Source organism: Streptomyces sp. L500, assembly GCF_054551825.1.
Map to the genome: position 1 here is coordinate 471,646 of NZ_JBTOLC010000001.1, position 23,714 is coordinate 495,359.

Genomic DNA, 23,714 nt, shown 5'->3' on the forward strand with positions numbered 1-23,714 from the left:
CCGCGTCGTGGTGCCCAGCGTTGTGCACTTTCCGCTGATTTTGCTGTCGCCTCATCACTTCCAGCCCAGGGATGCCCATGACCACCCCCACCCCCGACGCCCCGATCGCGCCAGGCGGCGCGAGACGCGCGGCCCGAATAGCCCTCGCGGCCTCCCTCGTGGCCGCGCTCACCGCCGCGGGCGCCGCGCCCGCCTTCGCGGACGACCCCACGCCGACCCCGGGCCCGGTGAAGTCCGCCTCGGACAAGCTCGGTTCGCACGACGCGGGCCTCCTCGCCAAGGCCAAGGCCGAGGGCGACAAGACCGTCACCATGATGATCGCCACCGCGCCCGGCCAGACCGGGCAGGTCGCCGCGAAGCTGGACGCGATCAAGGGCGCCTCGGTGGGCCAGGCCTACGACAAGCTCGGCTACGTCCGGGCGACCGTCCCCACCGCCAAGGCCGACACCGCCATCGACGAGGCCAAGAAGCTGGCCTCGGTGCACGGCATCGACCTCAAGCAGGAGATCCCGCTCCCGGACCCGACTCCGCGCGCCGACGTGGCGCAGGGCGCGCCGAAGCTCGCCAAGGACAAGAAGTACCCGGCGCCCGGAAAGGACACCCCGGCGAAGAACCCGTACCAGCCGGCCTTCGAGACCGGTGCCGTGGACTTCGTCAAGGACCACCCCAAGGCCGACGGCCGGGGCGTGACCATCGGCATCCTGGACTCCGGCATCGACCTCGGGCACCCGGCGCTGCAGAAGACCAGCACCGGCGAGCGCAAGATCGTCGACTGGGTCACCTCGACCGACCCCCTGGCGGACGCGGACGGCACCTGGCTGCCGATGACGCGGGACGTGACCGGCCCGAGCTTCTCCTTCAACGGCCGCACCTACACCGCGCCCGGCCCGGGCACGTACCAGGTGGCCCTGTTCCGGGAGAACGTCACGGCCGGCGGCGACATGAAGGGCGACCTCAACCGGGACGGCGACACCACCGACTCCTGGGCGGTCCTCTACGACAAGGCCAAGGGCACCGTCCGGGTCGACCTCGACGACGACGGGAACTTCGGGAACGACGAGGAGATGAAGCCGTACAAGGACGGCTTCCAGGTCGGGTACTTCGGCAAGGACGACCCCGCCACCCCGATCGCCGAGCGCATCCCCTTCGTCGTGCAGATCCGCAAGGACGTGCCGATGGACCCCAAGGGCGGCGACTGGGTCGGCAAGAAGGCCGACTTCGTCAGCATCGGCCTCATCGAGTCCGAGCACGGCACCCACGTCGCGGGCATCACGGCCGCCAACGGCCTCTTCGGCGGGAAGATGAACGGCGCGGCGCCGGGCGCCAAGCTCGTCTCCTCCCGGGCCTGCACCTGGTCGGGCGGCTGCACCAACGTGGCGCTCACCGAAGGCATGATCGACCTCGTCGTCAACCGCGGCGTGGACATCGTCAACATGTCGATCGGCGGTCTGCCGGCGCTCAACGACGGCAACAACGCCCGCTCCGAGCTCTACACCCGGCTCATCGACACCTACGGCGTCCAGCTGGTGATCTCCGCGGGCAACAGCGGCCCCGGCGCCAACACCATCGGCGACCCCGGCCTGGCCGACAAGGTCCTCAGCGTCGGCGCGTCCGTCTCCAAGGAGACCTGGGCCGCCAACTACGGCTCCGAGGTGAAGACCCCGTACGCCATGATGCCCTTCTCCTCGCGCGGCCCGCGCGAGGACGGCGGCTTCACCCCGACGATCACCGCTCCGGGTGCCTCGATCAACACCACCCCGACCTGGGAGCCCGGCGCCCCCGTCGCCGAGTCCGGCTACGACCTGCCGCCCGGCTACGGCATGCTCCAGGGCACCTCGATGGCCTCCCCGCAGGCCGCGGGCGCCTCGGCGCTGCTGATCTCGGCCGCCAAGCAGAAGAAGACGAAGCTCACCCCCGCCGATCTGCGCACGGCGCTCACCAGCACCGCGAAGAAGATCAAGGGTGCCCAGGCGTACGAGCAGGGCTCCGGCCTCATCGACGTCGTCGAGGCGTGGGAGGCGATCCGCGAGGGCGCGACCGCCCATGACTACACGGTCAAGGCCCCCGTCTCCACCGCGCTCTCCGGCGCGCTGAAGACCCCCGGCTTCGGCACCGGCCTCTACGACCGCGAGGGCGGCCTCAAGACCGGCGAGAGCCGTACGTACGACATCACCGTCACCCGTACCTCCGGCCCGGACAGGCCCGTGTGGCACGAGCTGGAGTGGAAGACCAACGACGGCACGTTCTCGCTGGTCGGCGACGACGAGGTCAAGCTGCCGCTGAACAAGCCGGTGACCGTCAAGGTCCGGGCCAAGGCGAAGACCGCGGGCATCCACAGCGCGATCCTTACCGTGAACGACGACCGCACCGAGGGAATCGACGAGCAGATCATGACGACCGTCGTGGTCGCCGAGCCGCTCGCGCAGCCGTCGTACGTGGTGAAGAAGACGGCCAAGGCCACGCGCAACGCGTCCACCTCGTACTTCGTGACCGTCCCCAAGGGTGCCAAGACCCTTGAGGTGGCCCTCGGCGGGCTGGCCGCCGGCAGCCAGACCCGGTTCATAGCGATCAACCCCTACGGCGTACCGGTCGACCCCGTCTCCACGGTCAACTGCTACCCGAACTACAAGAACGCGGCGAACACCTGCCGCCCGGACCTGCGGACCTACGCCGCCCCGGTGCCCGGCGTCTGGGAGATCGAGGTCGAGTCCCGTCGCACCTCCCCGCTGCTGGACAACCCCTACACCCTGACGGCCTCGGCGCTCGGCACCACCTTCGAGCCGGCGGTCCAGACCGTCGCCGAGGCCAAGGTCGGCACCCCGGTGGCCGTCTCCTGGAAGGCCACCAACGGCTTCGCGGCCCTGGACGGCACCCTCAAGGGCGGCCAGCTGGGCTCCTCGAAGATCGCCCGGCCGGTGATCAAGCAGGGTGAGAAGCAGACCACCACGGTCACCCTCGGCGAGGGCGTCACCCGCTTCGAGGCCGCGATCGGCGGCACCGCCGACCCCAAGGCCGACCTGGACCTGACCGTCCTCAAGGACGGCAAGGTCGTCGGTTCCTCCACCACCGGCGGCTCGGACGAGCTGGTCACGCTGGCCAAGCCCGCCGCCGGCGAGTACACGATCGAGGTCAGCGGCTACTCCGTCCCGGCGGGCAGCACCGCCTACGACTACCGCGACGTGTACTTCGCCCCCTCCCTGGGCGAGCTCAAGGCCGCCGCGGACCCGGTCAAGCTGGGCGCGGGCGCCTCCGCGCAGCTCACGGCCCAGGTCGTGGTCGCCGGCGCGGCTCCCGAGGGCCGCTCCTTCTTCGGCGACGTCCAGCTGGTCAACGCGGCCGGCACGGTCGCCGGGACGGGCAGCGTGAAGATCGAGAAGGTCCTGCCGTAACCCTCCGGGGCTCATGGCGGACGGGGCGGGCGGCCACGGGGGCGCCCGCCCCGTCCCGTCCCTCGGACAACCGATTGGACTTATGGGGCGGGTGGCACCGCATGATGGGAACCGTACGCACCACGCCAGCCGTCGTTGAACGCGACGGCTGAACGCGAGTAGGGAGTCCTCGTGAGGATCGGAATCGTCGGAGCGACCGGCCAGGTCGGCGGAGTCATGCGCAAGATCCTCGCCGAGCGCAAATTCCCCGTCGACACGCTGCGGCTGTTCGCCTCGGCCCGCTCCGCCGGTACGACCCTGCCCTGGGGCGACACGGAGATCACCGTCGAGGACGCGGCCACCGCCGACTACTCCGGCCTGGACATCGTGCTCTTCTCCGCCGGTGGCGCCACCTCCAAGGCGCTGGCCGAGAAGGTCGCCGCGCAGGGTGCCGTCGTCATCGACAACTCCTCCGCCTGGCGTCGCGACCCCGAGGTGCCGCTGGTCGTCTCCGAGGTCAACCCGGACGCGATCGCGAACCGCCCCAAGGGCATCATCGCCAACCCGAACTGCACCACGATGGCCGCCATGCCGGTCCTCAAGCCGCTGCACGAGGAGGCGGGGCTGACCGCCCTGATCGCCACCACCTACCAGGCGGTCTCCGGCTCCGGCCTGGCCGGTGTGGCCGAGCTCGACGGCCAGGTGCGCGCGGTCGCCGACCGGGCCACCGAGCTCGCCCACGACGGCGAGGCCGTGGACTTCCCCGCCCCGGGCGTCTACAAGCGCGCCATCGCCTTCAACGTGCTGCCGATGGCCGGCTCGATCGTCGACGACGGCCTCTTCGAGACCGACGAGGAGCAGAAGCTCCGCCACGAGTCCCGCAAGATCCTGGACATCCCGGAGCTCAAGGTCTCCGGCACCTGTGTCCGCGTGCCGGTCTTCTCCGGCCACTCGCTGCAGGTCAACGCCCGCTTCGAGCGGCCGATCAGCGTCGAGCGCGCCTACGAGCTGCTGGCGGCCGCCCCCGGCGTCGAGCTCTCCGAGATCCCGACCCCGCTCCAGGCGGCCGGCAAGGACGCCTCCTACGTCGGCCGCATCCGCGTCGACGAGACCGTCGAGCACGGCCTGGCGCTGTTCCTCTCCAACGACAACCTCCGCAAGGGCGCCGCGCTGAACGCCGTCCAGATCGCGGAGCTCGTCGCCGAGGAGCTGCGCGGCTGACGCCGGGCGGAACGCGATACGAGGGGCGGGCCGCCACGGCCCGCCCCTTCGTTCATCCGCCGTCAGCGTACGGAGGGCGACGTCCCGGGCACGGCGTGGAAGGATGGCCGGAACATCGCGACGTGAAGGAGATGGCCAGGTGCCCGGTACGAATCTGACCCGCGAAGAGGCACAGGAGCGGGCGCGGCTGCTCAGCGTGGACTCGTACGAGATCGAGCTCGACCTCTCCGGTGCCCAGGACGGCGGCACCTACCGGTCCGTGACCACCGTGCGCTTCGACTCCGCCGAGGCGGGCGCGGAGACGTTCATCGACCTGGTCGCGCCCACGGTGCACGAGGTCGTCCTCAACGGCACCGCGCTGGCCGCGGCCGGCGTCTTCAAGGACAGCCGCATCGCGCTGCCGGGCCTGGTGGCCGGGCGCAACGAGCTGAAGGTCGTCGCCGACTGCGCGTACACCAACACCGGCGAGGGCCTCCACCGCTTCGTGGACCCGGTGGACCAGCAGGCCTACCTGTACACCCAGTTCGAGGTGCCGGACGCCCGCCGTGTCTTCGCCTCCTTCGAGCAGCCCGACCTGAAGGCGACGTTCCAGTTCACCGTGACGGCCCCCGAGGGCTGGACGGTCATCTCGAACTCCCCCACGCCCGAGCGCCCCGCCGACAACGTCTGGCGCTTCGAGCCGACCCCGCGCATCTCGACGTACATCACCGCGCTGATCGCCGGCCCGTACCACTCGGTGCACAGCAGCTACGAGAAGGACGGCCAGTCCGTCCCCCTGGGCATCTACTGCCGCCCCTCGCTCGCCGAATTCCTCGACGCGGACGCGATCTTCGAGGTCACGCGGCAGGGCTTCGACTGGTTCCAGGAGAAGTTCGACTACGCCTACCCCTTCGCCAAGTACGACCAGCTCTTCGTGCCGGAGTTCAACGCCGGCGCCATGGAGAACGCGGGCGCGGTCACCATCCGCGACCAGTACGTGTTCCGCTCGAAGGTCACGGACGCCTCCTACGAGCTGCGCGCCGAGACGATCCTCCACGAGCTGGCCCACATGTGGTTCGGCGACCTGGTCACCATGGAGTGGTGGAACGACCTCTGGCTGAACGAGTCGTTCGCCACGTACACCTCCATCGCCTGCCAGGCCTACGCGCCCGGCAGCAAGTGGCCCCACTCGTGGACCACGTTCGCCAACTCCATGAAGACCTGGGCCTACCGGCAGGACCAGCTGCCCTCCACCCACCCGATCATGGCGGAGATCCGCGACCTGGACGACGTCCTGGTCAACTTCGACGGCATCACCTACGCCAAGGGCGCGTCCGTCCTCAAGCAGCTCGTCGCCTACGTCGGCATGGACGCCTTCTTCCAGGGCGTGCAGGCGTACTTCAAGGCCCACGCCTACGGCAACACCCGCCTGTCCGACCTGCTGGGCGCCCTGGAGAAGACCTCCGGCCGCGACCTCTCGGCCTGGTCGAGGAAGTGGCTGGAGACCGCCGGCATCAACATCCTGCGGCCCGAGATCACCACGGACGCCGACGGCGTCATCACCGCCTTCGCCGTCCGCCAGGAGGCCCCGGCCCTGCCCGCCGGCGCCAAGGGCGAGCCGACCCTGCGCCCGCACCGCATCGCGATCGGCCTCTACGAGCTCAAGGACGGCAAGCTCGTCCGCGACGAGCGCGTCGAGCTGGACGTCGACGGCGCGCTGACCGAGGTCCCGCAGCTGGTCGGCAAGCGGCGCCCGGCGGTCGTCCTGCTCAACGACGACGACCTGTCGTACGCCAAGGTGCGGCTGGACGCCGAGTCCCTGGCGACCGTCACCCAGCACCTGGGCGACTTCGCCGAGTCCCTCCCCCGCGCCCTGAGCTGGGCCTCGGCCTGGGACATGACCCGCGACGGCGAGATGGCCACCCGCGACTACCTGGACCTGGTGCTCTCGGGCATCGCCAAGGAGTCGGACATCGGCGTCGTCCAGTCCCTCCAGCGCCAGGTCAAGACCGCCCTGGACCTCTACGCGGCCCCGGCCTGGCGCGAGACGGGCCTGGCGAAGTGGACCGAGGCGACGCTCACCCACCTGCGCGCGGCGGAGCCCGGCAGCGACCACCAGCTGGCCTGGGCCCGCGCCTTCGCGGCCACCGCCCGCACCGGCGAGCAGCTCGACCTGCTCGCCGGGCTGCTGGACGGCACCGAGACCGTCGAGGGCCTGACCGTCGACACCGACCTGCGCTGGGACCTGCTCGGCCGGCTGGCCGCGACGGGCCGCGCCGACGAGAAGGCCATCGCGGCGGAGCTGGAGCGCGACAGGACGTCGGCGGGCGAGGAGCACGCCGCGTGGGCCCGGGCCGCCCGCCCGACAGCGGAGGCCAAGGCCGAGGCCTGGGCGTCGGTCGTCGAGTCCGACAAGCTGCCCAACGCGGTCCAGGAGTCGGTGATCGGCGGCTTCCAGCAGGCCGACCAGCGCGAGCTCCTCGCGTCGTACGCGGAGCGGTACTTCGCGGTCGTCAAGGACGTCTGGGACAAGCGCAGCCACGAGATGGCCCAGCAGATCGCGGTCGGGCTGTACCCGGCGCTCCAGGTCTCGCAGGAGACGCTGGACGCGACGGACGCCTGGCTCGCCTCGGCCGAGCCGAACGCCGCGCTGCGGCGGCTGGTGACCGAGTCCCGCGCGGGCGTCGAGCGGGCGCTCAAGGCGCAGGCGGCGGACGCGGCCGCGACAGCGTAGTTCTCGCTCCGGCCCGGGGTGCGGTGCAGGCCGCGGGTGGGTTGTGCCCACCCGTTCCGCCCTGCGGAACGCCTGCCCACAACCCCGGGCCGGGGGCCCTCAGCCCTGGCGGGCGGCGCGACGGGCGAGAAGCGCCTGACGGCGCTCTTCGAACTTACGCCCCTGCGCGTCCAGCTCCGCCATGAACAGGCCCAGTTCCTCCTGGGCCCGCAGCCCCTCCGGGCCCAGCCCGTCGATCTCCAGGACCTTCAGGAAGCGCAGCACCGGCTGCAGCACGTCGTCGTGGTGGATCCGCAGGTTGTAGATCCCCCCGATCGCCATCGTGGCGGCCGCCCGCTCGAAGCCCGGGATGCCGTGCCCCGGCATCCGGAAGCCGGTGACGACGTCCCGCACCGCGCTCATCGTCTGGTCGGGCGCCAGCACGAAGGCCTGCTTGAGCAGGTTGCGGTAGAAGACCATGTGGAGGTTCTCGTCGGTGGCGATCCGCGAGAGCATCCGGTCGCAGACCGGGTCGCCCGAGTGGTGGCCGGTGTTGCGGTGCGAGATCCGCGTGGCCAGCTCCTGGAAGGCGACGTAGGCCACCGAGTGCAGCATGCTGTGCCGGTTGTCGGACTCGAAGCCCTCCGACATGTGCGCCATCCGGAACCGCTCCAGCGCGACCGGGTCGACGGCGCGCGAGGTGAGCAGGTAGTCGCGCATGACAATGCCGTGCCGCCCCTCCTCCGCCGTCCAGCGGTGCACCCACGTGCCCCAGGCCCCGTCGCGGCCGAAGAGCTGGGCGATCTCGTGGTGGTAGCTGGGGAGGTTGTCCTCGGTCAGCAGGTTGACGACGAGGGCGGTGCGCCCGATGTCGCTGACCTTGGACTGCTCGGGCGCCCAGGCCTCGCCCTCCATGACGCCGTCGAAGTTACGCCCGTCGCTCCACGGCACGTACTCGTGCGGCATCCATTCCTTGGCGACCTTCAGGTGGCGGTTCAGCTCGGTCTCGACGACTTCCTCGAGCGCGTACAGCAGGCGGCTGTCGCTCCAGACGGCCGAGCCGTGGGAAGGGGGGGCGATGGTCACGGGCAGCTCCAGAACGATCATCACCTACGGTGGCGTAGGTTACGACACCGTAGGTTAACCGTCGCCTGAACGCCAAAGCCCGTGGCCTCTACAGTGAAATGGGCAACAAAAAAGCCGACACCTCGAAGGTGTCGGCTTTCGCTCCCGCGCGGTGGTGTCAGCGCGAGTGGTGGGTGTTGACGGCGTGGGTGGCGGTGTTGTCGGAGTTCCTGGCGAGGACCATCGTCAGGCCCGCGATGACCAGGAAGAGGACGATCGGCGCGGCCACGTAGAGGCCGAGCGTGTTGATCACGCTCAGGCCGGGGCCCGGGTCGTCACCGTCGTCGCGGGTGAGCGCGAACGCGGGGGACGACATCAGCAGCATCAGCAGCGTGCCGGCGGAGATCGCACCGGCGCGCACGGCGTTCTTGTTGACCTTATTGCTCACAGCCTCAAATTATCGGACCGGCATCAGAGCCGCGCGCCCGGGGTGGCCTATGGGCGTCCGCCCCACCGCCGCACCTCGTCCACCAGGGCCTGGAGCCGGGGCGAGGCCACCAGCTCCTCCAGCGACAGCGGCCGGCCCGAGGCGTCGGCCACGGGCAGCCGCCAGTTCGGGTACTGGTCCCAGGTGCCCGGCAGGTTCTGCGGACGGCGGTCCCCGACCGCGTCCGGCAGCCAGACGCCCACCAGCCGGGCCGGGGTGCGCAGCAGGAAGCGGTGGACGGCCAGGACCGCCGCCTCCTCGTCGCCGGGCCCTTCCGGCAGCAGGCCCAGCCGGCCGAGGGCGGCCAGCCAGCGGGCGACGTCCGCCGCGTCCTCGCGCTGCTCGTCGGCGAGCGGCCGGGTGAGCAGCCCGAGCCGGTGCCGCAGCGCCACGTGGTCGCCGGTCAGCCGGGCGGCGGTGCTGGGCAGGTCGTGGGTGGTGGCGGTGGCCAGGCACGCCTCGCGCCAGCGCTCCGGGGGCAGGGGCTCGGGATCCGCCTCGCCGCTCGCGTAATCCCGCTCGAACCACAGCACCGAGGTGCCGAGCACCCCGCGCTCGGCCAGCGCCTCCCGGACGCCGGGCTCGACGGTCCCCAGGTCCTCGCCGATGACAGCGGCGCCCGCGCGGTGCGCCTCCAGGGCGAGGACGCCCAGCATCGCCTCGGCGTCGTAGCGCACGTAGGCGCCGCGCCGTGGGTCGTGGCCCTGGGGCACCCACCAGAGCCGGAACAGGCCCATCACGTGGTCGACGCGCAGCGCCCCCGCGTGCCGCAGCAGCCCGCGCAGCAGATCGCGGTAGGGGGCGTAGCCGGTGGCGGCGAGGGCGTCGGGGCGCCAGGGCGGCAGGCCCCAGTCCTGGCCGTGGGGGCTGAAGGCGTCGGGGGGCGCTCCGATGGACATCCCGGCGGCGAAGGCGTCCTGCTGGGCCCAGGCGTCGGCGCCGGAGGGGTGGACGCCGACGGCCAGGTCGTGGACGAGGCCGACGCGCATGCCCGCCTCGCGGGCGGCCCGCTGGGCGGCGGCCAGCTGCCCGTCGGTGAGCCAGGCGAGCCAGCAGTGGAAGTCGACGCGGTCCAGCAGCTCGCCGCGGGCCCGGGCGGTGCGGGCGGAGCGGGGGTCGCGCAGGCCGGCGGGCCAGGAGCGCCAGTCGGGGCCGTGCGCCTCGGCGAGGGCGCACCAGGTGGAGTGGTCGTCGAGGGCCTGGCCGCCCTCGGCGAGGAAGGCGGCGTAGGCGGCCCGGCGGCCGGGGGACGCGGGGACGGCCCGCAGCAGCTCCAGCGCCCGCCGCTTGAGCTCCCAGACGGCGTCGCGGTCGATCAGCGCGTCATGGCGCAGGACGGCCTCGCGGAGGACGGCGGCGCGGGCGAGCAGCGTCTCCACCTCCTCGCGCGCCGCCCCGGTCAGGTAGGCGAACTCGGGGATCTCCTCGACGCGCAGATGGACGGGGTCGGGGAAGCGGCGGGAGGAGGGGCGGTAGGGCGAGGGGTCGGTGGGCGGTCCGGGGACGGCCGCGTGGAGGGGGTTGATCTGGAGGAAGTCGGAGCCGGCGGCGCGCCCGGCCCAGGCGGCGAGGTCGGCGAGGTCGCCGAGGTCCCCCATGCCCCAGGAGCGGGCGGACAGCAGGGAGTAGAGCTGGACGAGGAAGCCGTGGCCGCGCTCCGGGGGCGCGGGCAGCCGCTCGGGCGCGACGATCAGCGGCGCGCTCGCGGTCCGCCCGTCGGGGGTCCGGGCGCGCAGGACGTGCCCGCCGTACGGGAGGGGCCCGGCGTTCCAGGGGAGCGTGGCGCCGTCCTCCGTCTCGACGCTCAGGGCCGTGCCCTCGGGGAGCGACGGCGGGCCGCCCGTGCGGCCGCGCAGGACGACGGCCGGGGGCAGCAGCCGGCCGCGCTCGGCCTGCTCGCGGGCCGCCAGGGCGTCCCGGACGGCCCGGGGCGTGGAGGCGTCGACGCCCAGCGCGGCGAGGACGGCGACGAGCGTGTCCTCGGGGACGCGGACGACGCTGCCGGGCGCGGGCTCGTAGGACGTGGCGACGCCGTGCAGCTCGGCGAGGCGTGCTCTGTCCATCCGGACCTCCGTGGTCGCCGCCGCCGACTGCTCCTGCTGCCTACCCACTCCGCGCGGCGGACGACACATCCGTACATCCCGCCGGGCATTACCGGCAGTTCGGTCACCTGCGTTGACATGCCATCAGCGCTGGTGATGGGCTCGTGGCGGCTTTTCCGGGGCGTCGCCCCGCACCTTGGTCCCGCACCCGGGTCCCGCACTTCGTCCCGCAACGCGTCCGGAGGAGAAGAACCATGCCCCACGGAAGCGAGCGGACCGGCCGGGCCGTGGGCACGGGGCGTCTGGGGCGCCCCGGGCCGCGCCGCGCCGGAGTCACGGTGCTGGCGGCAGCGCTCCTCGGCGGGCTGCTCGGCGGGGCCGGGGACGCCGTGGCCGACCCCCTGCCGGGTGACGCCGCGTCGGCCGCCGCCGGTTCGCCCGGCTCGCCGGACCGGGAGGGCGCCGGGGGCCTGCCGCCGGTGTGGCCGCGCCCCCAGTCGGCGCGGGCCCTGGGCGGCTCCGCGCGGGTGGGCGACGAGGTCACGCTGATGGCCGATCAGGGCACCGACCAGTACGCCCTGGAGGCGCTGCGCGAGGTGCTGCGCGCCCAGGGCGCCCGGACGGTCGTCGACGCGCAGCCGGGCGGTACCCCGCCGGCCGGCGGCCTGATCGTCTACGCGGGCGGACAGGCGGCCGAGGCCGCGCTGCGGGCGCTGGGCGCCCAGCCGGTCGGCGACCTGCCCACGGGCGGCTACCGGCTGGCCACCGGGCAGGTGGACGGCCGGCCGGTGGTGGCGCTGGCGGGCGTGGGCGAGGACGGGCTCTTCCACGCGGCGCAGACGCTGCGGCAGCTGGCCGTGGCGCACGACGGGGGCCGCGCGTTCGCGGGGGCCGTGATCCGCGACTGGCCGGGCACGGCGGTGCGCGGGCTGACGGAGGGCTTCTACGGGCAGCCCTGGTCGCACCAGCAGCGGCTGGCGCAGGTGGACTTCCTGGGCCGCACCAAGCAGAACCGCTATCTCTACGCGCCGGGCGACGACCCCTACCGCACGGCCCGCTGGCGCGCCCCCTACCCCGCCGAGCGGCGCGCGGAGTTCCGGGAGCTGGCCGAGCGGGCCCGCCGCAACCACGTGACGCTGGGCTGGGCGGTCGCGCCGGGGCAGGGGATGTGCTTCTCGTCGGCCTCGGACATGCGGGCGCTCAAGCGCAAGGTCGACGCGATGTGGGCCCTGGGGGTGCGCGCCTTCCAGCTGCAGTTCCAGGACGTCAGCTACAGCGAGTGGCACTGCGACGCCGACGCGGACGCGTTCGGCTCCGGCCCGAAGGCGGCCGCGAAGGCGCAGGCGAAGGTCGCGGGCGAGCTGGCGAAGCACCTGGCGGCCAAGGGCTCGGAGGCGGCCCCGCTGTCGCTGCTGCCGACCGAGTACTACCAGGACGGGCGCACCGCCTTCCGGCGCGCGCTGGCCGAGGCGCTGGACCGCCGGGTGGAGGTGGCCTGGACGGGGGTCGGGGTGGTGCCGAAGACCATCACCGGCGGCGAACTGGCCGACGCCCGGGCGGCGTTGGCGCACCCGCTGGTGACCATGGACAACTACCCGGTCAACGACTTCGCGCAGGACCGTATCTTCCTCGGCCCGTACACCGGCCGTGAGCCGGCCGTGGCCGCGGGCTCCGCGGCGCTGCTGGCCAACGCGGCGGCGCAGCCCACCGCTTCGCGCATCCCGCTGTTCACCGCCGCCGACTTCGCGTGGAACCCGCGCGGCTACCGGCCCGACGAATCCTGGCGGGCGGCCGTCGACGACCTCGCGGGCGGGGAGCCGGGCGACGCGGCGACGCGCGAGGCCCTGCGGGCGCTCGCCGCGAACGACGCGTCCTCGGTGCTCGGCGGCGAGGAGTCGGCGTATCTGCGCCCGCTGCTGGACGCCTTCTGGGACGCCCAGGGCACGGCCGACGCGGGAAAGCTGGCGGAGGCCGCCGACCGGCTGAAGGCGGCCTTCCGCACCATGGCCGAGGCCCCCGCGCGGCTCGCCCCGCTGCTCGGCGGCGAGATCCGGCCGTGGCTGGACCAGCTGGGCCGGTACGGCGAGGCGGGCGGGCGGGCCGTGGACATGATCACCGCACAGGCGCGGGGCGACGGCGCGGCGGCCTGGCAGGCCCAGCTGGACGTCCAGCGGCTGCGCGGGACGATCACGAAGGAGCGGGCGACCGTCGGCAAGGGCGTGCTGCTGCCGTTCCTGGAGACGGCCCTGGCCCGGGCCAACGGCTGGACCGGCGTCGACCGGCCGCTGCGCACGGCGGGCGCGGCCACCGACGGCGATCCGGCCACGGCCGTCACCCCCAAGCCGGGCGTCCCGCTGTCCGTACGGCTCCCCCAGCCGCGTCCGCTGACGGTGGTCACCCTGCTCACCCAGCCCGCGCCCGGGGCGGGCGGTGTGGTCGAGGTCCATGATCCGGCCCGGGGCTGGCAGCCGCTGGGCCGGGTCGCGGACGGCGGCTGGACCCAGCTGCCGGGCAAGGGCGTCAAGGCCGACGCGCTGCGCGTGGTGTGGGACGGCGGCGCCACGCCGCCCGCGGTGCACGAGCTCACCCCGTGGTTCGCCGACAGCCCCACCGCCACCGTCGAGCTGACGGGCGGCGACACGGACGCGGAGATCGGCGGGCGGCCCGCGGTCGTCGAGCTCCGCATGATCAATCAACGGCCGGAGGCCATCAAGGAGCGGCTCACCGTGGCCGCGCCGACGGGTGTGAACGTCAAGGCCCCGGCCGAGCTCACCGCCGTGCGTGGGGGCGTGACCACGGCCCGTGTCGAGCTGTCGGTGCCGGCGGGGGCGCCCGCCGGGACGTTCACGGTGCCCGTCCGGCTGGCCGGGCAGGAGAAGACGGTGACCGTCCGGGCGTATCCGCCGACCGGCGGCCCGGACCTGGCGCGCGGCGCCCGGGCGACGTCCTCCGGCGACGAGACGGCCGCCTTCCCCGCCTCGGCCGCGATCGACGGCGATCCGCGCACCCGCTGGTCGTCCCCGCACACCGACGCCGCCTGGTGGCAGCTGGAGCTGGCCCGGCCCGTCCGGCTGGGCCGGCTGGTGCTCCACTGGCAGGACGCCCACCCGCTGCGCTACCGCGTCCAGGTCTCGCCGGACGGCCGCACCTGGCGGGACGCGGCGGTGGTCACCGACGGCAAGGGCGGCGTGGAGTCGGTGCGCATGGACGCGCCGGACGCGCGGTTCGTGCGCGTCCAGGGCGAGAAGCGGGCCACCCGCTTCGGCTATTCGCTGTGGGAGGTGGAGGCCTACGCCGTGCAGGCCGCCAAGGGCTCCTGAGCGGCGGCGCCGGGCCCTGCCCGGCGCCGCCCACCCCTGCCCGGAAACGACGACGGCCCGGTGGTCTCAGGCGGAAATGCCGTCGATCCGGGCCATCGCGTCCTCCGCGCCGTATGCCTCCAGATAGGGCAGCCAGCGCGGGTCCCTATGGCCCGTGCCGATGATCCGCCACGCCAGGCCGGACGGCGGCGCGGGCTGGTGGCGCAGCCGCCAGCCCAGCTCCCACACGTGCCGGTCGGCCTTGACGTGGTTGCAGCGGCGGCAGGCCGCCACCACGTTCTCCCAGTTGTGCTGGCCGCCGCGGCTGCGCGGGACGACGTGGTCGACGCTGGTTGCGACGCCACCGCAGTACGCGCAGCGTCCGCCGTCCCGGGCGAAGAGGGCACGGCGGGTGAGCGGGACGGGGCCCCGAAAGGGCACCCGCACGAAGCGCTTCAGGCGGACGACGCTGGGTGCGGGGATGGTGCAGGTCGCGCTGTGCAGAAAGGCGCCGGTGTCCTCGAGGCTGACGGCCTTCTCATTGAGGACGAGTATGAGCGCGCGGCGGAGCGGTACGACGCCGAGCGGCTCGTACGACGCGTTGAGGACCAGGACATGCGGCACGGGTGCCTCCTTGTACGCCGGCGGCGCGTGGCTCGCGCCGGGACGATCTCCTGCAAGTGTCCCCTGGTCCCCGCCACGAGCGCCACCATCATCGGGTAACGGGTCTCAGGTGTTTTGGAGCACACCCAGGACAATCACGGGCACGCACGCGCAAGACATGCCCCATCTCGAACACAACAACGGAGCATTCCGTCTGCCCCGTTAGTGTGGTGAATCGGCCCGCACCACTCCTCACCGCGGGCGACGTCCCCTATCGGAGGATTTCTGCTGTGTTCCGGTCCGCTGTTCTGGCCACAGACGCGACACCCCGCCCGGTGTCCCTGGACGAGGCCCAACGCACGGCGAACGACGCCGCGGGCTGGGTCGAGCAGAACTGGTCCGTCTGGCTGACCAACGGCCTGCGGATCGTGCTGATCATCGTGATCGCGGTGGCCATGCGCTCCCTGATCCGCCGGGGCATCACCAAGCTGATAGCGCGGATGAACCGCACCGCCCAGGCCGTCGACGGCACGGCTCTGGGCAGCCTGCTGGTCAACGCCGAGCGGCGGCGCCAGCGCTCCGAGGCCATCGGCTCGGTGCTGCGGAGCGTCGCCTCGTTCCTGATCATGGGCACGGCGGCGCTGACCGTGCTCTCCGTACTCAAGATCAACCTGGCGCCGCTGCTGGCCAGCGCCGGTGTGGCCGGTGTGGCCATCGGTTTCGGCGCCCGGAATCTCGTGACCGACTTCCTCTCGGGCGTCTTCATGATCCTTGAGGACCAGTACGGCGTCGGCGACGAGGTCGACGCGGGCGTCGCCAAGGGCACCGTCATCGAGGTCGGGCTGCGCGTGACCAAGCTGCGCGGCGCCGACGGCGAGATCTGGTACGTCCGCAACGGCGAGGTCAAGCGGATCGGCAACCTCAGCCAGGGCTGGGCGACCGCGGGCGTCGACGTCCAGGTGCGCTCGGACGAGGACCTGGACCGGGTGCGCGCGGTGATCGAGCGCACCGGCGAGGAGATGCAGAAGGCCGAGCCGTGGAGCGAGCGGCTGTGGGAGCCCGTCGAGGTGCTGGGCCTGAACGCGGTCTACCTCGACTCGGTGGTCGTCCGCGTGTCGGCCAAGACGGTGCCGGGCAAGGCGCTCTCCGTGGAGCGCGAGCTGCGCTGGCGCATCAAGCGCGCCCTGGACGCCGAGGGCATCGCCATCGTCGGCCAGCCGCACGAGCAGGAGCTGCGGACGGCGGCGACCGCGGCGGACACGGCGGCGGCCGTCGCCGCCCCGTCCGCCATGGCCAACCCCGCCTCCCCGCAGTCGCTGGCCACGGCGCCGATACCGCCGGCGCCGACGGGCGTGACGCTCGGCAAGCCGTAGCACCCCCGGCAACAGGAGAGGGCCCCCTCGCCGCCGATGTGGCGAGGGGGCCCTTGGCTTCTCTGGCCTGCCGGGGGGCGCGTCAGCCCTCGCGGAGGACCTTGTCCAGGAACTCGTCGAGGTTGCCGCGCAGCCGGTCCAGGCGCTCCTCGACGGAGAGGGACTCCTTGTAGCGCATGGCCATCAGCGGCGTCTTCTTCCCCCGCACGTACAGCGGGCAGGCCAGGTCCGCGCACATATAGGCGCCGACCGTGTTGCCGTCGCGGCCGGAGGCCCCGACCTTGCGGGCGGCCAGCAGGGAGACGCCCGAACCGCCGTGGGCGGTCAGGCACAGCGAGCACATGGTGGTCTTCGTCAGCGCCCGGGGCCCGCCCTGCGGCACCCGCAGGGTGACGCCCACCAGCTCACCGGCCCGCTCGGTGACGAGATAGCCCCGGTCAGGGGCGCCCGGATCCCGCCAGCCCAGGAAGTCCAGGTCGGCCCAGGGGAGCCCGTCGAGCTCCCGGGGGAGGCTCATCCTGCGGGCCTCGCCCTTCGAGCAGTTGACGAAAGAGGCGCGTATCTCGCTGTCGCCCAGTGGTTCCATGCGTCGGGAACCTACCGGCGGGCATGCCGCCATGTCGCGTTATTTTTGCCTCGGAAGAACCGATTCCGCTGCTCCGGGCTCCTTGACGGTGTGCTGACCTGCGCCTAACGTCCTGAGCAAACGATAGGAAAGTTTCTTTACAGACTGTTCGAGGGGCACCTCGAGGGCGGGGGACCACACGCGATGGCCGGAACCGGAATCCCCGGGACACCTCGTGTCCTGCGGGCGATGAACGACCGCGCCGCGCTGGACCTGCTGATCAGCCACGGTCCCCTGACCCGCACCCGCCTCGGTGAGCTCACCGGGCTGTCCAAGCCCACCGCCTCCCAGCTGCTCGCCCGGCTGGAGGCCGGCGGGCTCGTGCGCGCCGTCGGCAATGTCACCGGCCGCCCCGGACCCAACGCCCAGCTGTACGAGGTGAACCCCTCGGTCGCCCACGTGGCCGGCCTCGCCGTCGACGAGAAGGGCATCTCGGCCGCCGTCGCGGACATCACGGGCACCGTGCTCGGCGAGCACCGCGTCGAGGCCGACATCAAGGACGAGGGGGTGCCGGGCCGCACCGCCCGGCTGGTGGCCGCCGCGGTCGACGGCGCGCTGGCCGCCTGTGGCCTCGGCCACGAGGCCCTCCACCGCACGGTCATCGGCACCCCCGGCGCCCTCGACCCGCGCACCGGCACCCTGCGCTACGCCCCCCACCTGCCCGGCTGGCACTCGCGCACCCTGCGTGCCGAGCTCACCGACGTCATCGGCACCCCGGTCGTCATCGAGAACGACGTCAACCTCGCCGCGGTCGCCGAGCGCCACACCGGTGCCGCGCACGATGCCGAGGACTACGTCCTGGTCTGGATCGACGAGGGCGTCGGCGCGGCCATCGTCCTCGGCGGCAGGCTGCTGCGCGGGGCGACGGGCGGGGCCGGCGAGGTCGGCTACATGCCCCTGCCCGGCGCCCCGCTGGCCCGCGGCGAGGCGCTGAAGGCCCCGGACGGCGGGGGCGGCTTCGAGAGGCTCGTGGGCGTCCTGGCCGTGGCCCGGCTGGCGCGCGAGCACGGCTTCGACGCCCCCTCGGGCCCCGAGGCGCTCGAACGCGCGGCGCGCACCCCCGGCCCGGCCGCCGACGCCTTCCTCGCCGAGCTGGGCTCGCGCGTCGCCACCGGGCTCGCGGCGATCGTCGCCGTCGTCGACCCGGAGCTGATCGTGCTCTCCGGCGCGGTCTGCCGGGCCGGTGGCGAGCGGCTCCGCGCGGAGGTCGAGGCCGGGCTGACCGGGCTCGCCCTGCCCCGGCCCCGGCTGCGGCTGAGCGAGGTGACGGGCTCCGCCATCCTCATCGGCGCCCTGCGCACCGCCCTCACCGACGTCCGGAACGACGTCTTCGACACCGCCTGATCCCTGATCCACCGGCTGACCCCTGATCCACCGGCCTGCCCCCTCCACCGGCTTCCCCCCACCGCGCGACACCCCCGTCCACCGCCGCCAAGGAAGCTCCGTCATGCAGCGATTACGACACCGCACCCCGCTCCCCGCGCTCGTCCTCCTCCTCACGACGGCCGGGTTACTGCTCTCCGGCTGCGCCCGCCCTGCCGTGGGCAGCGCCGAGGACGACCCGACCCGCCCGGTGACCCTCCGGTTCTGGCACGGCTGGTCGCAGCGGAGCGAGGTCGCGGCCGTCGACGCCGCGATCGCCCGGTTCGAGCGGCGGCACCCCAACATCCGGGTGGTGACGACCGGGAACGTCACGGACGAGACCGTCAACCAGGCCCTGCGGGCGGGCGGGGGCGCCACACCGGACGTGGTGTCGTCCTTCACCACCGACAACGTCGGCCAGTACTGCTCCTCGGGGATGTGGGCCGACCTCGACCCCTTCCTGCGGAAGTCCGGCGTGGACAAGGCGGCGGTCTTCCCGAGGCCCCTCCTCGACTACAGCTCCTACCGGGGCACGCAGTGCGCCCTCCCGCTGCTCGCCGACGCCTACGGCCTCTACTACAACCGGGACGCCTTCGAGAAGGCCGGCGTCACCCGGCCGCCGCGCACGATGTCGGAGTTCGCGGAGGCGGCCCGCAGGCTCACCCGGCGGAGCGCCGGGGGCTCGTACGAACAGCTCGGTTTCATGCCCGGCTTCCGGTTCTACGAGAACAGCCCCGAGCGGCTCTTCGCCCAGTGGGCGCCCACCTGGTTCGACGCCGACGGGACGTCCCGGCTCGCCCGGGAGCCCTCGACGAAACGATTCCTCAGCTTCCAGCGGGACCTGGTCACCGCCCTCGGCGGATACGGCCCGCTGGAGCGCCACCGCACCACCTTCGGCGAGGAGATGTCCTCCCAGAACGCCTTCCGCACGGGAAAGGTCGCCATGCTCCTGGACGGTGAATGGCGCGGCCGGATGCTCAAGGAAGCCGGCACGGACTTCCGCTGGGGCACGGCCCCGCTGCCCGTGCCCGACGACCAGGCCGACGCCTACGGGCGCGGCTGCCTCACCGGCACGGTCATCGGCATCGCCCACAGCAGCCGGCACCAGAACGCGGCCTGGGAGCTGGTGCGATTCCTGACGACCGACACCGATCAGGTCGTCGCCTTCGCGAACGCCATCCACAACGTGCCCTCCACCAAGGCCGCGCTCGCCTCCCCCGCGCTCGACGCCGACCCCGCCTTCCGCACCTTCGTCCGCATCGCCGGCGACCCGCACAGCGTCTCCGTGCCGCCCTCGGCCAACGGCGGGATGTACCTCCTCGCCCTGCGGGACTTCGGCTACGACAGCGAGGCGGGCCGGGTCCCCGACCTGGACCGGGGGCTGCGCCGCCTCGACCGGCGGATCGACGACGACACCCGCCAGAGCGCCGGCTGACCCGCCCCCGCCGCCCGCCACCCGACGAAGGCCCTGTCATGGCACACCTCGCCATCGCTCCCGGCGCACGCCGCCGGCGCGCCCGGGAACGCCTGCGCGTCCTCGGCTTCCTCTCCCCCTGGCTGATCGGCTTCACCGTCTTCTTCGGCTATCCGCTGATCGCCACCGTCTACTTCTCCTTCACGCGCTACAACCAGATCCAGCCCCCGTCCTTCGTGGGGCTGCGCAACTGGACGTACGTGTTCACGCAGATGCCGCTGTTCGGGCCCGCGCTGTGGAACACGCTGTGGCTGGTCGTGGTCATGGTGGCCCTGCGCGTCGTCTTCGGGCTGGGCACCGGACTGCTGGTCACCAAGGTGAAGACGGGCGCGGGCTTCTTCCGCACCGCCTTCTACCTGCCCTACCTCGCCCCGCCCGTGGCCGCGACGGTGGCCTTCGTCTTCCTCCTCAACCCGGGCACCGGCCCGGTGAACGACGCCCTCACGGCCCTCGGCGTCCCCGCGCCCGACTGGTTCAACGACCCCGCTTGGGCCAAGCCCTCGCTGGTCCTGCTGTCGCTGTGGGGCATCGGCGACCTGATGGTCGTCTTCCTGGCCGCCCTGCTGGACGTGCCCAAGGAGCGGTACGAGGCCGCCCAGCTCGACGGTGCCGGGCCCGTCGCGACGTTCCGCTATGTCACCTGGCCGGCGATCACCCCGGTGGTGATGTTCGCGGTCGTGACGGGAGTCGTGCAGACGATGCAGTACTACACCCAGGCGCTCGTCGCCGGGAAGCTCGCCTCCGGCGTCAGTGCCGGCCCCGGCACGCCCGTCCAGCCCGGCTATCCGGACCATTCCACGCTCACCGTGACCCAGCTCGTCTACTCGCTCGGCTTCCAGCACTTCAACACCGGCGCCGCGTGCGTGCTCTCCCTGGTGCTGTTCGCCATCGCCATGGCCGCCGCCTCGCTGCTGATGCGCGGCCGCGCCGGGCTGCTCGGGGCGGAGGACCGGCCATGAGACCGGGGACCGGGCCCCTGAAGCGAGGACGCGTCCTCCACTGGATCGCCGTGCACACCGTCGCCGTCGCCGCGGCGCTCTTCTTCACCCTGCCGTTCGTCTTCGTCCTCCTCACCTCCGTGATGAGCGACGACCAGGCCATGAGCGGCGAGCTGTGGCCGCGCTCCTGGCACTGGTCCAACTACGCGGAGGTCTTCCGCACCCCCGGCTTCCTCACCTGGTGGCGGAACTCGCTGCTGTACGCCGGGCTGGGCACCCTGTTCACCGTGTGCTCCTCTCTCCCGGTCGCCTACGCGCTCGCGCGGTTCCGCTTCCGGGGCCGGCGGACCGCGCTCGTCCTCGTGATCGCCACGATGACGCTGCCGCCACAGGTCGTCGTCATCCCCATGTACCTGGTGTGGGCCCAGCAACTGCACCTGTCGGGGACGCTGTGGCCGCTGATCGTGCCGCTGGCGTTCGGCGACGCGTACTCGATCTTCCTGCTGCGGCAGTTCCTGCTCACCATCCCCACCGAGTACATGGAGGCCGCGCGGCTGGACGGCTGTGGCGAGTCGCGCACCCTGCTGCGCGTCGTCGTGCCGATGGCGAAGCCGGGCATCGCGGCGGTCGCGCTGTTTCAGTTCTTCGCCTGCTGGAACGATTATTTCGGGCCGCAGATCTACGCGGCGCAGAACCCGGGCGCCTGGACGCTGAGTTACGGCCTGGAGTCCTTCAAGAGCGCCCACAGCGTCAACTGGAATCTGACGATGGCCGCCACCCTGCTGGTCATGGCACCGGTCATCGCCGTCTTCTTCTTCGCCCAGAAGGCCTTCGTCGAAGGCGTCACACTGACAGGAGTCAAGGGTTGAAGCTCGCAGTAGTGGGTGGCGGCTCCACCTACACCCCCGAACTCGTCGACGGATTCGCACGGCTGCGGGACGTCCTCGCCGTCGAGGAACTCGTCCTCGTCGACCCCGCCGCCGAGCGACTGGAACCGGTCGGCCGCCTGGCGCGGCGCATCCTCGCCGCCCAGGGCCACCCGGGCCGGGTCACCTGGACCGACGACCTCGACGCGGCCGTCGACGGCGCCGACGCCGTGCTGCTCCAGCTGCGCGTCGGCGGCCAGGCGGCCCGCGAGAAGGACGAGACGTGGCCGCTGGAGTGCGGCTGCGTGGGCCAGGAGACCACGGGCGCGGGCGGCCTCGCCAAGGCGCTGCGGACGGTCCCGGTGGTCCTCGACATCGCCGAGCGGGTGCGCCGCCGCAACCTCGGCGCCTGGATCGTGGACTTCACCAACCCCGTCGGGATCGTCACCCGCGCCCTGCTGACCGCCGGGCACCGCGCTGTCGGGCTGTGCAACGTGGCCATCGGCTTCCAGCGGAAGTTCGCCGCCCTGCTCGGGGTGGCGCCCGGCGAGGTCGAGCTGGACCACGTCGGCCTGAACCACCTCACCTGGGAGCGGGCGGTGCGCGTCGGCGGCCGGGACGTCCTGCCCGGGCTGCTCGCGGAGCACGGCGACGCCATCGCGGCGGACCTGCGGATGCCGCGCCGGCTGCTGGACCGGCTGGGCGTCGTCCCCTCCTACTACCTGCGCTACTTCTACGAGCACGACGCGGTCGTCGAGGAGCTGCGGAAGAAGCCCTCGCGGGCGGCCGAGGTCGCGGAGATGGAGCGGACGCTGCTGGCGATGTACGCCGACCCGGCGCTGGACCACAAGCCGGAACTGCTGGCCAAACGCGGCGGGGCGTACTACTCGGAGGCCGCCGTCGCACTGACGGCGTCGCTGCTGACCGGCACCGGGCCCGTTCAGGTGGTCAACACCCTCAACAACGGCACCCTGCCCTTCCTCCCCGACGACGCCGTCGTCGAGGTGCCGGCGGCGGTGGACGCGGCCGGGGCGCGCCCCCTGCCCGTCCGGCCGCTGGAGCCGCTGTTCGCCGGGCTCGTCGCGCATGTGACGGCCTATGAGCACCTGGCTCTGGAGGCGGCCCTCAAGGGCGGCCGGGACCGGGTCTTCGCGGCGCTCCTCGCCCATCCGCTCGTCGGCCAGACCGACCGGGCGGAGAAGCTGACGGACGCCCTCCTCCACCACAACCGGGAGCACCTGGCGTGGGCGTGATCGTGGCGATCGACGCCGGCAACAGCAAGACCGACGTGGCCGTCACCGGTACGGACGGCACGGTGTTCGGCCGGGCACGGGGCGGGGGCTTCCGGCCGCACGCGGTGGGCGTCGAGCAGGCCGTGGACACCCTCCAGTCGGCCGTCGCCGAGGCGATGTCCGACGCGGCGGCGGAGCTCGGCCTTCCACTGGACGTCCGCCTCTTCTCGGCCTGTCTCGCCAACGCCGACTTCCCGGTGGAGGAGGCGGAGCTGGCGGGGGCGATCGCCCGGCGGAACCGGGCGGCGGGCGACCCGGCGGGGCATCCCCCCGTCCGGGTCGCCAACGACACCTTCGCGCTGCTGCGCGCGGGGCTGTCCGACGAGGGCGAGCCGGCGGGCGTCGCCGTCGTGTGCGGGGCGGGGATCAACTGCTCGGGGCTGGCGCCCGGGGGCCGGGTCGCCCGGTTCGCCGCCGTCGGGCGGATCTCGGGCGACTGGGGCGGCGGGGCGCACCTGGCCGAGGAGGCGGTGTGGTGGGCGGCGCGGGCGGCGGACGGGCGCGGCGAGGCGACGGCGCTGGCGCGGGAACTCCCGGCCCACTTCGGGCTGTCCACGATGCCGGAGCTGATCGAGGCCCTCCACCTGGGGCGGATCGAGCGGGCGCGGCGGCACGAACTGGCGCCGGTGCTCTTCGCGGTGGCCGCCGCCGGTGACGCGGTGGCCGGGGCGATCGTGGCACGGCAGGCCGACGAGGTGGTGGCCCTGGCCTCGGCGGCCCTGGACCGGCTGGGGCTGCTGGAGGCGGCGGTGCCGGTGGTGCTGGGCGGCGGGGTCCTGGCGGCCCGTCACCCGCTGCTCCACGAGCGCGTCGTGCGGGGGCTGGCGGGACGGGCGCCCCGGGCCGTGCCCCGCGTCGTGACCGCGCCGCCCGTGCTGGGGGCGGCGCTGCTGGCCCTCGACCACCTCGGGGCGCCCCCTGCCGCGTACGCGCGGCTGCGGGAGCACTTCGCGTAGGGGCGACAGAACGGGACAGCGGAACGAGATCGGCGGAAACCGCGCCGTGGA

General features: G+C 73.2%; 16 protein-coding genes. 11 read left to right on the forward strand and 5 right to left on the reverse strand.

Translation table 11 applies throughout. The features are described from left to right. Positions 1–77 precede the first annotated feature (77 nt). From ACX9I7_RS02305 to pepN, 3 genes are all read left to right on the forward strand, one after another. Positions 78–3,389, forward strand: coding sequence for a S8 family serine peptidase (locus tag ACX9I7_RS02305; protein WP_459386335.1), 3,312 nt, complete (start codon positions 78–80; stop codon positions 3,387–3,389). 171 nt (positions 3,390–3,560) lie between these two features. Further along, positions 3,561–4,589: an aspartate-semialdehyde dehydrogenase gene (locus tag ACX9I7_RS02310; RefSeq protein WP_387575753.1), complete on the forward strand. Its 1,029-nt coding sequence runs from the start codon at positions 3,561–3,563 to the stop codon at positions 4,587–4,589. Positions 4,590–4,728: 139 nt separating this feature from the next. After that, positions 4,729–7,302 (forward strand): aminopeptidase N, encoded by a 2,574-nt coding sequence (gene pepN, locus ACX9I7_RS02315; protein ID WP_459386336.1) that lies wholly within the window; start codon positions 4,729–4,731, stop codon positions 7,300–7,302. Between the two features lie 99 nt (positions 7,303–7,401). Here the strand turns inward: pepN and ACX9I7_RS02320 are convergent, their stop codons facing one another. The 3 genes from ACX9I7_RS02320 to malQ form a co-directional block, all read right to left on the reverse strand. Beyond that, positions 7,402–8,367 carry an acyl-ACP desaturase gene (locus ACX9I7_RS02320; protein ID WP_387576118.1) on the reverse strand — a complete coding sequence of 322 codons (966 nt, stop codon included), beginning with the start codon at positions 8,365–8,367 and terminating at the stop codon, positions 7,402–7,404. 157 nt (positions 8,368–8,524) lie between these two features. Further along, on the reverse strand, positions 8,525–8,794 hold the full coding sequence (locus ACX9I7_RS02325; protein ID WP_189452386.1) for a hypothetical protein: 270 nt from the start codon (positions 8,792–8,794) through the stop codon (positions 8,525–8,527). 47 nt (positions 8,795–8,841) lie between these two features. Then, positions 8,842–10,896, reverse strand: a complete 2,055-nt coding sequence (malQ, locus tag ACX9I7_RS02330) for a 4-alpha-glucanotransferase (RefSeq protein ID WP_459386337.1) — start codon at positions 10,894–10,896, stop codon at positions 8,842–8,844. Positions 10,897–11,129: 233 nt separating this feature from the next. On the opposite strand from malQ, the gene ACX9I7_RS02335 reads away from it, so the two are divergent. After that, the gene (locus ACX9I7_RS02335) at positions 11,130–14,195 is read left to right on the forward strand and encodes a beta-N-acetylglucosaminidase domain-containing protein (RefSeq protein WP_459386338.1); all 3,066 of its coding nucleotides are present in this window, start codon (positions 11,130–11,132) and stop codon (positions 14,193–14,195) included. A gap of 66 nt (positions 14,196–14,261) precedes the next feature. Here the strand turns inward: ACX9I7_RS02335 and ACX9I7_RS02340 are convergent, their stop codons facing one another. After that, complete coding sequence (locus ACX9I7_RS02340) at positions 14,262–14,798, reverse strand: HNH endonuclease (RefSeq protein ID WP_126914175.1); 537 nt, start codon at positions 14,796–14,798, stop codon at positions 14,262–14,264. 269 nt (positions 14,799–15,067) lie between these two features. Between ACX9I7_RS02340 and ACX9I7_RS02345 the strand changes: the two genes are divergently transcribed. Then, a complete protein-coding gene (locus ACX9I7_RS02345) occupies positions 15,068–16,150 on the forward strand; it encodes a mechanosensitive ion channel family protein (RefSeq protein ID WP_387574725.1) in 1,083 nt (360 codons plus the stop codon). Between the two features lie 82 nt (positions 16,151–16,232). Here ACX9I7_RS02345 and ACX9I7_RS02350 read toward each other — a convergent pair whose 3' ends face one another. Continuing rightward, positions 16,233–16,736, reverse strand: coding sequence for an FBP domain-containing protein (locus ACX9I7_RS02350; protein WP_387574727.1), 504 nt, complete (start codon positions 16,734–16,736; stop codon positions 16,233–16,235). A gap of 228 nt (positions 16,737–16,964) precedes the next feature. Here ACX9I7_RS02350 and ACX9I7_RS02355 point away from each other — a divergent pair, with 228 nt between their 5' ends. The 6 genes from ACX9I7_RS02355 (at position 16,965) to ACX9I7_RS02380 (ending at position 23,663) form a co-directional block, all read left to right on the forward strand. Then, the gene (locus ACX9I7_RS02355) at positions 16,965–18,119 is read left to right on the forward strand and encodes an ROK family transcriptional regulator (protein WP_459386339.1); all 1,155 of its coding nucleotides are present in this window, start codon (positions 16,965–16,967) and stop codon (positions 18,117–18,119) included. 103 nt (positions 18,120–18,222) lie between these two features. Next, positions 18,223–19,572, forward strand: a complete 1,350-nt coding sequence (locus ACX9I7_RS02360) for an ABC transporter substrate-binding protein (protein ID WP_459386340.1) — start codon at positions 18,223–18,225, stop codon at positions 19,570–19,572. A 38-nt stretch (positions 19,573–19,610) separates the two neighbouring features. Further along, positions 19,611–20,570, forward strand: a complete 960-nt coding sequence (locus ACX9I7_RS02365) for a carbohydrate ABC transporter permease (RefSeq protein ID WP_459386341.1) — start codon at positions 19,611–19,613, stop codon at positions 20,568–20,570. Further along, positions 20,567–21,418, forward strand: coding sequence for a carbohydrate ABC transporter permease (locus ACX9I7_RS02370; RefSeq protein ID WP_459386342.1), 852 nt, complete (start codon positions 20,567–20,569; stop codon positions 21,416–21,418). Before ACX9I7_RS02365 ends, ACX9I7_RS02370 begins: the two co-directional genes overlap by 4 nt. Then, complete coding sequence (locus ACX9I7_RS02375; RefSeq protein WP_459386343.1) at positions 21,415–22,668, forward strand: 6-phospho-beta-glucosidase; 1,254 nt, start codon at positions 21,415–21,417, stop codon at positions 22,666–22,668. The genes ACX9I7_RS02370 and ACX9I7_RS02375 overlap by 4 nt, the downstream gene beginning before the upstream one ends. Then, positions 22,659–23,663: an N-acetylglucosamine kinase gene (locus tag ACX9I7_RS02380; RefSeq protein WP_459386344.1), complete on the forward strand. Its 1,005-nt coding sequence runs from the start codon at positions 22,659–22,661 to the stop codon at positions 23,661–23,663. The genes ACX9I7_RS02375 and ACX9I7_RS02380 overlap by 10 nt, the downstream gene beginning before the upstream one ends. Positions 23,664–23,714: the final 51 nt, after the last annotated feature.

Coding starts and splice junctions, on each gene's coding strand:
- malQ (WP_459386337.1), bottom strand. CDS start 10,896: ATGGACAGAGCACGCCTCGCCGAGCTGCACGGCGTCGCCACGTCCTAC.
- ACX9I7_RS02360 (WP_459386340.1), top strand. CDS start 18,223: ATGCAGCGATTACGACACCGCACCCCGCTCCCCGCGCTCGTCCTCCTC.
- ACX9I7_RS02335 (WP_459386338.1), top strand. CDS start 11,130: ATGCCCCACGGAAGCGAGCGGACCGGCCGGGCCGTGGGCACGGGGCGT.
- ACX9I7_RS02355 (WP_459386339.1), top strand. CDS start 16,965: ATGAACGACCGCGCCGCGCTGGACCTGCTGATCAGCCACGGTCCCCTG.
- ACX9I7_RS02305 (WP_459386335.1), top strand. CDS start 78: ATGACCACCCCCACCCCCGACGCCCCGATCGCGCCAGGCGGCGCGAGA.
- ACX9I7_RS02365 (WP_459386341.1), top strand. CDS start 19,611: ATGGCACACCTCGCCATCGCTCCCGGCGCACGCCGCCGGCGCGCCCGG.
- ACX9I7_RS02370 (WP_459386342.1), top strand. CDS start 20,567: ATGAGACCGGGGACCGGGCCCCTGAAGCGAGGACGCGTCCTCCACTGG.
- ACX9I7_RS02350 (WP_387574727.1), bottom strand. CDS start 16,736: ATGGAACCACTGGGCGACAGCGAGATACGCGCCTCTTTCGTCAACTGC.